The organism is Oryzihumus sp., assembly GCF_036391795.1.
GTDB lineage: Bacteria > Actinomycetota > Actinomycetes > Actinomycetales > Dermatophilaceae > Oryzihumus.
The window spans coordinates 1-11,647 of sequence record NZ_DASVZH010000051.1 but is presented as its reverse complement, the minus strand read 5'-3'; the positions used below and the strand labels follow the sequence as shown (position 1 = coordinate 11,647).

General features: G+C 73.4%; 10 protein-coding genes and 1 pseudogene. 5 read left to right on the top strand and 6 right to left on the bottom strand.

Translation table 11 applies throughout. The features are described from left to right. A partial coding sequence (locus tag VF825_RS03150) for an MFS transporter (protein WP_331110051.1) occupies positions 1-944 on the top strand: 944 nt, incomplete at its 5' end. A gap of 54 nt (positions 945-998) precedes the next feature. Here VF825_RS03150 and VF825_RS03145 read toward each other — a convergent pair. Beyond that, positions 999-1,709: a hypothetical protein gene (locus VF825_RS03145; RefSeq protein ID WP_331110049.1), complete on the bottom strand. Its 711-nt coding sequence runs from the start codon at positions 1,707-1,709 to the stop codon at positions 999-1,001. Between the two features lie 141 nt (positions 1,710-1,850). Here VF825_RS03145 and VF825_RS03140 point away from each other — a divergent pair, with 141 nt between their 5' ends. Next, positions 1,851-3,581, top strand: a complete 1,731-nt coding sequence (locus VF825_RS03140; RefSeq protein WP_331110047.1) for an alpha-glucosidase — start codon at positions 1,851-1,853, stop codon at positions 3,579-3,581. Between the two features lie 85 nt (positions 3,582-3,666). Here the strand turns inward: VF825_RS03140 and VF825_RS03135 are convergent, their stop codons facing one another. Further along, on the bottom strand, positions 3,667-4,650 hold the full coding sequence (locus VF825_RS03135) for a cytochrome c oxidase assembly protein (RefSeq protein WP_331110045.1): 984 nt from the start codon (positions 4,648-4,650) through the stop codon (positions 3,667-3,669). Positions 4,651-4,693: 43 nt separating this feature from the next. Beyond that, complete coding sequence (locus VF825_RS03130; protein WP_331110043.1) at positions 4,694-6,244, bottom strand: phospholipase D-like domain-containing protein; 1,551 nt, start codon at positions 6,242-6,244, stop codon at positions 4,694-4,696. Between the two features lie 66 nt (positions 6,245-6,310). Between VF825_RS03130 and VF825_RS03125 the strand changes: the two genes are divergently transcribed. The 3 genes from VF825_RS03125 to VF825_RS03115 all read left to right on the top strand — a co-directional run bounded on the left by VF825_RS03125 (position 6,311) and on the right by VF825_RS03115 (position 7,912). After that, positions 6,311-6,979, top strand: a complete 669-nt coding sequence (locus tag VF825_RS03125; RefSeq protein WP_331110041.1) for a GNAT family protein — start codon at positions 6,311-6,313, stop codon at positions 6,977-6,979. A 125-nt stretch (positions 6,980-7,104) separates the two neighbouring features. Continuing rightward, complete coding sequence (locus VF825_RS03120) at positions 7,105-7,512, top strand: nitroreductase/quinone reductase family protein (protein ID WP_331110038.1); 408 nt, start codon at positions 7,105-7,107, stop codon at positions 7,510-7,512. A 4-nt stretch (positions 7,513-7,516) separates the two neighbouring features. Next, a complete protein-coding gene (locus VF825_RS03115) occupies positions 7,517-7,912 on the top strand; it encodes a nitroreductase/quinone reductase family protein (protein ID WP_331110036.1) in 396 nt (131 codons plus the stop codon). A gap of 7 nt (positions 7,913-7,919) precedes the next feature. Here VF825_RS03115 and mgrA read toward each other — a convergent pair whose 3' ends face one another. From mgrA to VF825_RS03100, 3 genes and pseudogenes are all read right to left on the bottom strand, one after another. Further along, positions 7,920-8,951, bottom strand: a complete 1,032-nt coding sequence (mgrA, locus tag VF825_RS03110; protein ID WP_331110034.1) for an L-glyceraldehyde 3-phosphate reductase — start codon at positions 8,949-8,951, stop codon at positions 7,920-7,922. Positions 8,952-8,973: 22 nt separating this feature from the next. Then, on the bottom strand, positions 8,974-11,352 hold the full coding sequence (locus VF825_RS03105; protein ID WP_331110032.1) for an amino acid permease: 2,379 nt from the start codon (positions 11,350-11,352) through the stop codon (positions 8,974-8,976). Between the two features lie 70 nt (positions 11,353-11,422). Next, a pseudogene (locus tag VF825_RS03100) lies at positions 11,423-11,647 on the bottom strand (hypothetical protein); the annotation flags it as partial.

The following is an 11,647-nucleotide window of genomic DNA, read 5'->3' as shown; positions in this document are numbered from 1 at the left end:
GGCCGGCCCAGGCGGCAGCCGCCGCGCTCACCGGTCTGCTCATGCCGCAGGTGGGCCCGCTGGCCCGCGTGCGCTGGCGCCCGATCACCCGCCACGCCGGCGCCGACCAGCCGCGCCTGGTCAACGTCGCCTTCTCCTACGAGGGCGCCGCCGACGAGGCCTCGTTCGTCATCGGCCCAGCCCTGGTGGGAGCGGCCGCGGCCTTGGTCGCCCCCGCCGCGGCCCTCGTCGTCGCCGCGGCCGTGCTCGCCGTCTTCGGCTCGTGGTTCGCCCTGCACCCGACCGCCCATCTGGTCCGGCGCGCCCGCGAGGCCGCCACGCACGTCGGCGGCCGGCTGTTCACCGGCAGCCTGGTGCTGCTCTGCCTGGCCCAGCTCATCATCGGCACGGTCTTCGGCTCAGCCCAGACCGCCACCTCCCAGATGGCCACCGCCGCCGGGGTCCCCGGCCTCACCGGCGGGCTGCACGCCCTGCTCGGCGTCGGCAGCGTCGTCGCCGGCCTCGCCGTGGCGATGCTGCCCGAGCGGTTCCCCTACGAGCAGCGCCTGCGCGTGTTCGCGGCCGGGCTGCTCGTGCTCGCCCTGCCGCTGCTCGCCGTCAACACCCTCCCGGCCCTGGCCCTGGCCCTGGGCGTGCTCGGCCTGGCCGTGGCGCCGTACATGATCAGCGTGTTCACCCTGGCAGAGCGGATCACCCCGCCCCAGCGCACCGGTGCCGCGATGACCGTGCTCGCCGGCGCGACGGGCATGGGGTATGCCGTGGGGTCGAGCGTCGCGGGCCGGCTCGCCGATGCGAGCGGGCACACCGCAGCGTTCGGGGTCACCGTGATGGCAGGCGTGCTCGCCACGGCGCTGACGCTGGCCGCCGCCCCGCGGCTGCGCGCGGAGCAGCGACGTGTCGCCGCGGTGGCCGCCGCCGAGGCGGAGACCCTGCAACCCACCTGACCCGCCGCCCCTGACCGGCCGGGCTCCCGGCCGGTCAGGCGCCAGCGCGAGGCGTCAGGAGCTGCGCCACATCCCGGCCGTGTGCCGGGAGCGCTCGGGAGCGCGCAGCACCGTCGCCGGGACCTCGGCCGGGGCAGCCGGCCGCGGGCCGAAGTCGGCGATCGCGCCGACCACGAGCTGTTCGAGCAGCGCGTCCGGGTCGCTGATGCACGCCACGGCCACGCCCTCGACCGAGCAGCGCACCAGTCGGCGCGCGGCCCGCGGACGCAGGTCGGGCGAGCGGAGCCCGGCGTCGCGCAGGAACCTTCGGGCCCAGCGCTCGGCTTCGGGCACAGCGGCCAGCACGTCCCTGCTCTCCTGTGACATCGTCCCGGCCGGCTGGCCGTCCAGGGACGCCAGCGCCCGTTCGCAGGCATAGACGCCCAGGGCCAGGACGCGCTGACGCTCGGCCGACGCGACGGGCAGCGCCCGGCGCGCGGCGCCGAGAGCGATCCGCGCGTCGATGTGCGGGTCGTTGCCGGTCAGCCCGATGACGGTCGGGACCAGCGGCACCAGCCGCGCCCGGCCCTCGTCGGAGATGTGGTCGTTGACCAGCCGGGCCAGCTCGCCCAGGAGGGGGTGGGTGCACTTGGGGTGGTCACTCCAGTGCTCCCCCGCGAGATAGGACGCGAACTCCATGAAGCACGCCCCACGCTTGGGGCTGCGGTGCTTGCCTCGGGACAGGACCGGGATGAAGTCCGGCCCCTTGACGGTCTCGGTTCGCACGAGGCACCTCCGTCCGTGTGGAAGGGAACCATCTGCCAGTCTGCGCTCGTGGTGCCCGACCCGCCATACCCCTTTGGCGTGTCCTTGCCGGCCGTGGACTCACTCTGGCGACGGTGGTGGTGCGCCCATACCCTCGGACAGGTGACGGAGGCGAACGCGGGCCAGGCGGCGACGGACCAGTGGTGGAAGAGCGCGGTGGTCTACCAGATCTACCCGCGCAGCTTCGCCGACAGCAACGGTGACGGGATCGGCGACCTGCCCGGCATCACCAGCCGGCTCGACCACCTCAGCGCGCTGGGGGTGGACGTCATCTGGCTCTCGCCGGTCTACCCCTCACCGCAGGACGACAACGGCTACGACATCAGCGACTACCAGGGCATCGACCCGACGTTCGGCACCCTGGCGGACTTCGACGAGCTGCTGGAGCAGGTGCACGCCCGCGGGATGAAGCTCGTCATGGACCTGGTGGTCAACCACACCAGCGACGAGCACCCGTGGTTCGTGGAGTCCCGCTCCAGCACCGACAACCCCAAGCGCGACTGGTACTGGTGGCGCGGCCCGCGCGAGGGCATGGCCGCCGGCGACCCCGGCGCCGAGCCGACCAACTGGGGCTCGTTCTTCTCAGGCCCGACCTGGGAGCTGGACGAGGCCACCGGGGAGTACTACCTGCACCTGTTCAGCCGCAAGCAGCCCGACCTCAACTGGGAGAACCCCCAGGTCCGCGAGGCGGTCCACGCGATGATGCGCTGGTGGCTCGACCGCGGGGTCGACGGCTTCCGCATGGACGTCATCAACATGATCTCCAAGGACACCGCGCTGCCGGACGGCCACCAGGGGCCCGGCGCCCACCACGGCGACGGGAGCCCGCACTTCCTGTGCGGCCCGCGGATCCACGAGTTCCTCCAGGAGATGCACGCCGCGGTGTTCGCCGGACGGGACGGGGCGTTCCTCACCGTCGGCGAGATGCCCGGCGTCACGGTGGACGAGGCCCGGCTGTTCACCGACCCGGCACGGCACGAGGTCGACATGGTGTTCCAGTTCGAGCACGTCGGCCTGGACCAGGGCGACTCGAAGTGGGACGTGCGCCCGCTGGACCTGCGCGACCTCAAGGCCTCCCTCGGGCGCTGGCAGGCCGGCCTGGCCGGGACCGGGTGGAACAGCCTGTACTGGAACAACCACGACCAGCCGCGCATCGTCAGCCGCTTCGGCGACGACGGAGAGCACCGGGTCACCTCCGCCACGATGCTCGGCACGGTGCTGCACCTGCACCGCGGGACGCCCTACGTCTACCAGGGCGAGGAGCTCGGCATGACCAACGCGCCGTTCGCCTCGATCGAGGACTTCCGCGACATCGAGTCGGTCAACCACTACCGGGCGTGGGTGGAGCCGGGGCACCAGAGCGCCGAGGAGGTCCTCGTCGCGCTGCGGGTCATGAGCCGGGACAACGCCCGCACGCCGATGCAGTGGGACGACTCGCCGCACGCCGGCTTCACCACCGGTGAGCCGTGGATCGCGGTGAACCCCAACCACTCCACGGTCAACGCGGCCGCGGCGACGGCCGACGGGGGGTCGGTGTTCCACCACTACCGCCGGCTCATCGAGCTGCGGCACAAGGAGCCGGTGGTGGCGCACGGCGACTTCCACATGCTGCTGCCGCACGACGAGCGGGTCTACGCGTTCACCCGCCGGCTGGAGGACGTCGAGCTGCTCGTCCTGGGCAACTTCTCCGGCGAGGACGCACCGGCCGACGTGCCTGACGCGCCGGCGTGGGCCGGGTCCGAGCTGGTGCTGGGCAACCTGCCCGACGTGCCGGACGCCGGGCCGATCGTGCTGCGTCCCTGGGAAGCTCGGGTCTACCGCCGCACCACCTGAGGCTGGCCCGAGCGATGATCACCGCCTGGTTCCGGCGCGAGAGCCGCCCGACGACCCGCCGATGGTCGTCGCACCGTACGCCGGGTCAGCGGTACTGGTCCCGGAACCGGGGGTCGGTCTCCCACCACGGCCGATCCCGCCCCGGCTCGGGCGGCGCGCCGGCCTGCCCCTGCCCCGGCTCGGGCGCCGCGGCGGGCTGGACCTGCTGCGGTGCGCGCTCGCGGGCGTCCAGCTCGGCATCGACGGCCCGCGCCTCCGCGGCGTCGGCGCGCACCCAGCCGATGAGCACCGCGAACAGGAACGGCAGGCCCACGCTCTCGGCGATGCCCAGCATCGCGCCGCCGCCGAGCTTCTGGTCCCACGCCGGGTCCGGCCCCCAGGTGCGGTTCGTGTAGCCGGGGACGCCCGCCGCCAGCAGGGTCGGCGCGGTCATCACGAGGATGCCGGGCACGGCGTCGGCCAGGCCGTCGACGAACGCGAACAGCGCCCGCACCGGGTGGGTGCACCACGCCGGCAGCATCTCCTCGCCCAGCAGCGGCAGCACGAACAGCGCGCCGGTGACCAGCAGCACGAGGTAGAGGACCTCGCGCACCCCGGCACTGGCGACCGAGTCCTCCAGCCACGGGGTGAAGAACACCGCCACCAGGGTCCCGACGGCGATCGCCGAGCTGACCAGCGGGAACATCAGCACCCGGGCCACCCGCCCGCGCAGGACGCCCAGCAGCCGGCCCGATCCCGTGTCCCCCAACGCGTTCGCCGACAGGGTGACCGGGTCGCCGAGCGCCAGGCCGAGCGGTGTGACCGCCGAGAGCACCGTCGCCTGGGCCGCGGCCATCCAGAACAGCGTGCCACGGTAGACCGCGAGGACCCCGCAGGTGGCGTAGACCAGCGTGCCGACCCCCAGCAGGGTGAACGCCAGCGCACGCCATCCCGACCACGCGCGCCCGGCGCGGCGCAGGCGGACCAGGCACACGGCATACCCGGCCAGGAGCAGGACTCCCAGGGTGATGCCCACGGGGTCCGCGGTCCAGGCGGTCAGCCAGCTCGAGGCGGTCAGCGGGGGAAGCACGCGGGCCATGATGCTCCGCGTCCCTGTGCGTCCCGGTGGCTGATCAGGCCGCCCGGCGCACGCGCTGGCGCCAGGACCGGCCGTCGGGGTCGTGGACCAGGCGGTAGAACACCCCGGCCCACACCCGCGTCCACCCGGTGACCCGGTGCTCGGCCAGCGGGCGCAGCCGCCCGGGTGGGCGCGGGCCGACCCGGCCGCCGTCGTGCCAGGCCTGCAGGCACTGCGCCGAGCGGGCGAACGCCGCAAGCGTCTCGGCCGGGTCGGCCAGCGCGGAGGCGTCCTCGAGGTCGAGGTGCTCGGCGGCCAGGGCGAGGCGCAGCCGCTGCGGGTAGCCGCCCGGGTCGTGCACCGCCGCGGCGACCTCGGAGTCGTGCGTCCACGAGCGCCGGTTGAAGTTGTCCGAGCCGACCGAGGCCCAAGTGTCGTCGATGACGCAGACCTTGGCGTGGACGTAGACGGGGACGCCGGCCGGGCTCTCCACGCCGTATGCCGTGACGCGGCCGGGTGCCGCGCGCTGCAGGATGCGCAGCGCGGTCTGGCGCCCGAGCAGCTGCGGCGCCACGGCCAGCCGCCCGTCCTGGTCGGGGTGGTGCGGCAGGACGGCGAGCAGGTGCAGCTCGGGGTTGGCGCGCAACGCACTGGCCAGCAGCCGGGCCACCTCGGTGGACCACAGGTACTGGTCCTCGACGTAGATGAGGCGCCGGGCCCGGCCGAGCGCCTTGCGGTAGCCGCGGGCGATGCTGCGCTCCCCCTGGGGCGCGAACGGGTAGCCCGGGCGCCGGTAGGGGTAGGTGCGCAGCAGCTGGACCGCCAGCTCGCCGGTCGGCGCCGGGTCGGGCAGCTGCTCCGGCAGCGGGGTCACCCGGTCCGGCTGGACCCCGCGGACCCGGTCCTGCGCCCGGCGCCAGGGGCTGCGGCTCAGCGGCTGCGGGTCCTCCCAGCGCTCCCGGAAGACCGTCTCCACGTCGCCGACGACCGGCCCGGTGAGGGCGACCTGCACGTCGTGCCAGGGCGGCCGCTCGCCGTAGACCCTCGCCATCGGCTGCCGCTGCGGGTCGCCGGCGTGGTCGGCGTCGTCGCGCCGGCTGTGGCACAGGTCGAGGCCGCCGAGGAACGCCACGTCGAGGTCGGGCCGGCCGGGGTGGCGCAGCACCACGAGCTTCTGGTGGTGCGAGCCGCCGGGCCGCACCCGCATGTCGAGCTGGCACTGACCACCGGCCTCGTTGACCAGGTCGCCGAGCGTGCGGTTGGCCTCCGCGGCGAAGGACAGCCGCTTCCAGTGCGAGCGCCAGACCAGGCCGCGCACGTCGACCCCGCGCCGGGCGGCGTCGCCGAGCAGGGTGGCGACCTCGGTGCCGTCCGTGCCGAGCAGCTGCTCGCCGGCGTCACCACGCCAGTCGGTGAACAGCAGCAGGTCACCGTCGCGCATCAGGCGCACGCGCCGGTCGAGCTCGGCGAAGTACGTCGCGCCGTGCACGAGCGTGGTCACGGTGTTGCCGCAGGTCCAGGCCCGCCCGTCGGGGTGGCGGCTGTCCAGGCGGGTCGCGGGGTTGCCGCGCTCGTCGGCGGACAGGAACCAGTCGGCTATCGGCACCCGCGATGCCTACCCTGCGCGGCGCGGCCGAGGCAAGCCGGCCGCGCCGGGCAGTAGCGTCCGGCCATGCCCGACCGCTACTGGCCGCTCGCCGGCCTGCGCCTGACCACCGAGCGCCTCACCCTGCGGCCGTGGACCGAGGCCGACCTCGAGCTGGTCAGCGACACCCTGCCCGCCGACCTGGCGCTGGACCCGGCGGCGCCGCGTTTCGACCTGGGCGACGAACAGCGGGTGCGCGGGGTCATGACGCACCAGGACTACTGGCGGCAGATGGGCTCGTGGACCCCGCAGGAGTGGCGGCTGACCTTCCTCGTGCACACCGACGGGCAGTTCGTCGGCTGCCAGGGCCTGGAGGGCAGCGACTTCCCGCACCTGCGCACCGTGGACTCCTCCTCGTTCCTCGTCCCCGGTGCCCGGGGGCGGGGGCTGGGGAAGGACATGCGCCGAGCCGTGCTGGCCCTGGCCTTCGGCCCCCTCGGCGCCCTGGCGGCCATCACCTCGGCGTGGCACCACAATCGCGCGTCCCTGGGCGTATCGCGCGCGCTCGGCTACCAGCCGAACGGCGAGTCCCTGCACCGCCGGGACGACGGCGAGGGCGTCGACACGATGGTCCACCTGCGGCTGCTGCGGGCGGACTGGCTGGCCTCGGGCCTGGCGGACGGGGTGGCGGTGACCGGGGTGGAGGCGTGCCTGCCGTTCTTCGGCCTCGACGGCGCCCTGGAGAGCACCGCGTAGACCGCATCTCGCCGCCCGGACAGGCCCCCGGACGCGGGTCGAGCGGTGTTCGGCCTGGAGGGGCGCGGCCCCGGACTCGGCCAAACCGGTCGACGCCGGCGCGCACCCGCCCCGAGGATGGGCCCATGGCCTACCTCAAGCCCGGCACCGGCACGAAGGTCTTCAACGAGCTCGCCCGGCGCGTGGCGATGGTCGTGCCCCTGTGGGGCGTGCACACCCTGCGGGTCGCCAGGCGCCAGAGCGACGGGCAGGTGCAGGAGATCCCGGTCATCCCGGTCCGCGTCGACGGCCGGCTCTACGTCGTGTCCACCCGCGGGGAGGCCGACTGGGTCCGCAACGTCCGTGCCGCCGGCCGGGTCCGCCTCGGCCAGAAGGGCACCTTCGTGGAGTACCTGTCCACCGAGGTGCCGGTGGCCGAGCGCGAGCCGGTCATCACGGCCTACCGCGCGAAGGCGGGCCGGGAGGTCGAGCAGTACTGGAAGCAGCTGCCCGACCCGGCCGACCACCCGCTGTTCCTGCTCACCCCGGCCTGATCCGGTGCCGCGCCTGCGGCCGACCGTCCTGACCACGCGGGTGTTCAACCCGCTGGTGCGCCGCACGACGTGGTGGGACGTGCACACCCTGGAGGTGGCCGGCCGCCGCAGCGGCCGCCCGCACCGTATGCCGGTCGTGCCCGTCGAGGTCGCCGGTCACCGCTACCTCGTCTCGCCCTACGGCGAGTCCGACTGGGTGCACAACCTCCGCGCCGCCGGCCGGCTCACCCTGACCCAGCGTGGCCGGACGACGGCCTGGGCCGCGGTCGAGGTGCCGGTCGAGCACCGCCTGCCGGTGCTGCGTGCCTGGCGGCGCAAGGCCGGGTGGACGGTCGAGGTCTACTTCCGCAAGCGGCCCGACCCCGCCGACCACCCGGTCTTCCGCATCGACCCGGCCTGAGCGCCGCTCACTCCTCGGTGACGCCGGCCCAGAGGTTGATGCCCGCCTCGACCGCGTCCTGGTCGATCGCGGCGAGCTCCTCGTCGGTGAAGCTCAGGTTGGCCAGGGCACCGACGTTGGTCTCGAGCTGCTGCACCGAGGAGGCACCGATGACGGTCGAGGTGACCCGCTGGTCGCGCAGGGCCCACGCGAGCGCCATCTGCGCCAGCTTCTGCCCGCGCTGGGCGGCGATGTCGTTGAGCGCCCGCACGTGCTTGAGGACCTTCTCGTCGAGGTGCTCCGGCAGCAGCGACTTGTCCTGCGCTGCGCGCGAGTCGGCCGGGATGCCGTCCAGGTAGCGGTCGGTCAGCAGCCCCTGGGCGAGCGGGGTGAACACGATGCACCCCATGCCCTGCGCCTCGAGTTCGTCGAGCAGGCCCTTCTCGATCCAGCGGTTGAGCATCGAGTAGGACGGCTGGTGGATCAGCAGCGGCGTGCCCAGCTCGCGGGCGATGGTCGCCGCCTCCTGGGTCTTCGGCGCCGAGTAGGAGGAGATGCCGGCGTACAGCGCCTTGCCCGAGCGCACCGCCTGGTCGAGCGCCATCATCGTCTCCTCGATCGGCGTCTCGGCGTCGAAGCGGTGGGAGTAGAAGATGTCGACGTAGTCCAGGCCCATCCGGGCCAGGGAGTCGTCCAGGGAGCTCAGCAGGTACTTGCGCGAGCCGCCCTCGCCGTACGGCCCCGGCCACATGTCCCAGCCGGCCTTGCTGGAGATGACCAGCTCGTTGCGGTAGCGGGCGAAGTCCTGCGCGAAGATCGTCCCGAAGTTGCGCTCGGCGGAGCCGTAGGGCGGGCCGTAGTTGTTGGCCAGGTCGAAGTGGGTGATGCCCAGGTCGAAGGCGCGGCGCAGGATGGCGCGCTGGCTGTCGAGCGTCTTGTCATCGCCGAAGTTGTGCCACAGGCCGAGGGAGATCGCGGGGAGCTTCAGGCCGCTGGTGCCGCAGCGGCGGTACTGCATCGAGGACTCGTAGCGGTCGGCGGCGGCGAGGTAGGACGTCATGGCGCCCAGTCTGCCAACCCGCTCAGGTGCCAGGGACAGCCCCGTCCCGAGGGAGGAGACGGAAGATCGGGTTGGCCATGGCCAGGTGGCCGCGGTAGTCGCCCACGCGCCCCTCCACCCGCACGGTCGCCCCCGGCTCGATCCCCGGTATCGCGCGCCGCCCGTAGAAGAGCAGCGTCACCCCGCCGGAGTCGTCCACGAGCTCGCAGCGCAGCGCGGGGCTGCCGGAGATCGGCGAGACCTCGCAGGAGCGGATCCGCCCCTGCAGCACCGCTGTTCGGCGATGGGGCGCCTGCGCGATCGGCACGCACCCCTCCGGCACGGTCATCGTCGCGACGGCGGCACCCTCCCTGCGGCTCCCGGCCCCGTTCCGTTCGCGGGCGGCGGAGGCCAGTGCGCCCTCGGCCTCGTGCTGCACCCGCCGCCACGGCGCGCGCGAGGCGTCGAACGGCACGATCGTCGCCGCCACACCGGCGACCTGGGAGACGGCGGACGCGATGTCGTCGGCGGTGCGGTCGTGCAGCAGCCGCCCGAGCAGCGCGCCGTAGGAGCGCCGGGGCAGCAGCACGGTCGCCTGGGTGGACTCCCCCGCGCCGAGCACCCGGTCGACGAGCTCCAGCGCGGCCCGCGGCAACCGCCGGTCCGGGCAGTCGACCAGCTCCAGCGGCAGGTCCAGGCCCTGCTGGGCGTCCCACTCGCGCTGCAGCACCTCGGCATGAGCGGAGTCGATGACGAAGTGCACGACGCGGATCTCGCTGGGACGCAGCGTCCGCGCATACCGGATCGCCCGGATGACGGCGAGGTCCACGCTGTCCACGAGCACGAGGACGACGTTGCGTGCCGCCCGGGCCGCGGGGACCGCGGACGGCGACGCGCGCAGCACGGCTGCCTCACGCTGATAGGTGCGGTGCAGGCGCAGCAGCACCACGACCATGACCGGGAAGACCAGCACGACCAGCCAGGCGCCCTCGGTGAACTTGGTGACGGCGAAGATGACTACGACCAGCGCCGACACCGCGCCGGTGACGAGGTTGAGCGCGACCTTGGCGCGCCAGCGGCCCTGCCGGTAGGTCTGGTAGTGCCGGGCCATCCCGAAGCCGGCAAGGGTGAAGCCGGTGAACACCCCGATCGCATAGAAGGCGACCAGCTTGTCGACGTGGGCGCCGGTGCCGATGATCAGCGCCAGCGAGACCACGGCCAGCACGATGATGCCGTTGGAGAAGGCCAGCCGGTGCCCGCGCTTGGTCAGCCAGCGGGGCAGGAACCCGTCCCCGGCCACGAAGTTGGCCAGGAACGGGAAGCCGTTGAACGGGGTGTTGGCGCCGGTGTAGAGGATGAGCATCGTCGCGGTCTGCACCAGGAGGAAGAGCACGTGCCCGACGGCGCCCTCGCCGAAGACGGCCTTGGCGACCTGGGAGATCACCGTCGGCGAGCCCGACTCATAGGGCACCGCGTGGGTCTCGTGCGCCAGCCACGACACCCCGCCGACGAGGAACGCCAGCACCGAGCTCATCACGACCAGGGTCTTGCGCGCGTTGAGGCCCTGAGGGGTGTGGAACGTGCTGACCCCGTTGGAGATCGCCTCCAGCCCGGTCAGGGAGGAACCGCCGTTGGCGAACGACTTCATGAGGATGAAGATGGCGCCGAAGGTCAGCAGCGAGGAGCCGTGCCCGACCGGAAACGCCCCCGGAGAGCTCATCGGGTCGTAGTGCGGCAGGTCGCCGAGCAGCTCGCGGACCACACCGGTGACGATGACGACGGTCATGGCGGCGAGGAAGAAGTACGTCGGGAACGCGAACGCCCGTCCGGCTTCACGGATCCCGCGCAGGTTGCCGTAGAACAGCACGAGCACCACGCCGATGGTGATCCACAGCGACCAGCTCGCCAGCGCGGGGACCGCCGAGGTGACCGCGGCAGTCCCGGCGGCGGCCTGCACAGCGACGGTGACGATGTAGTCGAGCATCAGCGCCACAGCGCCGACCTGCGCCACCAGCGGGCCGAAGTTCTCCCGCGCGACGACGTAGGAGCCGCCGGCCTTGGTGTAGGTCGTGACGACCTGCCGGTAGGTCAGGGTCACCAGCAGCAGCACCGCGAGGACCACCAGCGTCATCGGCAGGAGCAGCGCGTAGGCGGCGATGCCGAAGACCGGCAGCAGGACGAGCAGGATCTCCTCGGAGCCGTATGCCGAGGAGGAGATGCAGTCGCTGGCAAGCACCCCGAGGGCGAGCTTCTTCGAGAGCCGCTCGTGGGCGAGCTGCTCCGTGGTCAGCGGCGGTCCGAGCAGCGCCCGCTTGACGCGATAGCTCGGCTTCTCCGGCAGGTCCACGCCCACCCGGAGCGCCTGCGGGGCAGGGGCCTCGGTAGCCGTCCGCGCGTCCTCATCGAGCGTTGCCGTTTCCACCCCTCGAGCGTAGGTCGACGCTATCTACCCCCCTGACCGTCAGCCGTCAAGATCGCGTCAAGATCCCCCGTCAGACCTGGGCAGGCACCCCGGCGTGGCGCAGCAGCAGGTCGACGAACGCCGGCGTGACCCCGAGCGGGTCGGCCACCGGCACCTGCCCGGCCCGGGCGCTCACGACGTCGGGCAGCCGCCCCGGTGCGACGAAGAGCGAGGCCACCGCCGGCCGCGCGCACCCGTCGGCGCGCAGCGCCTCCAGTGCCTCGTCCACGCGCGGCCCGGTCGCGGACGCGAACGC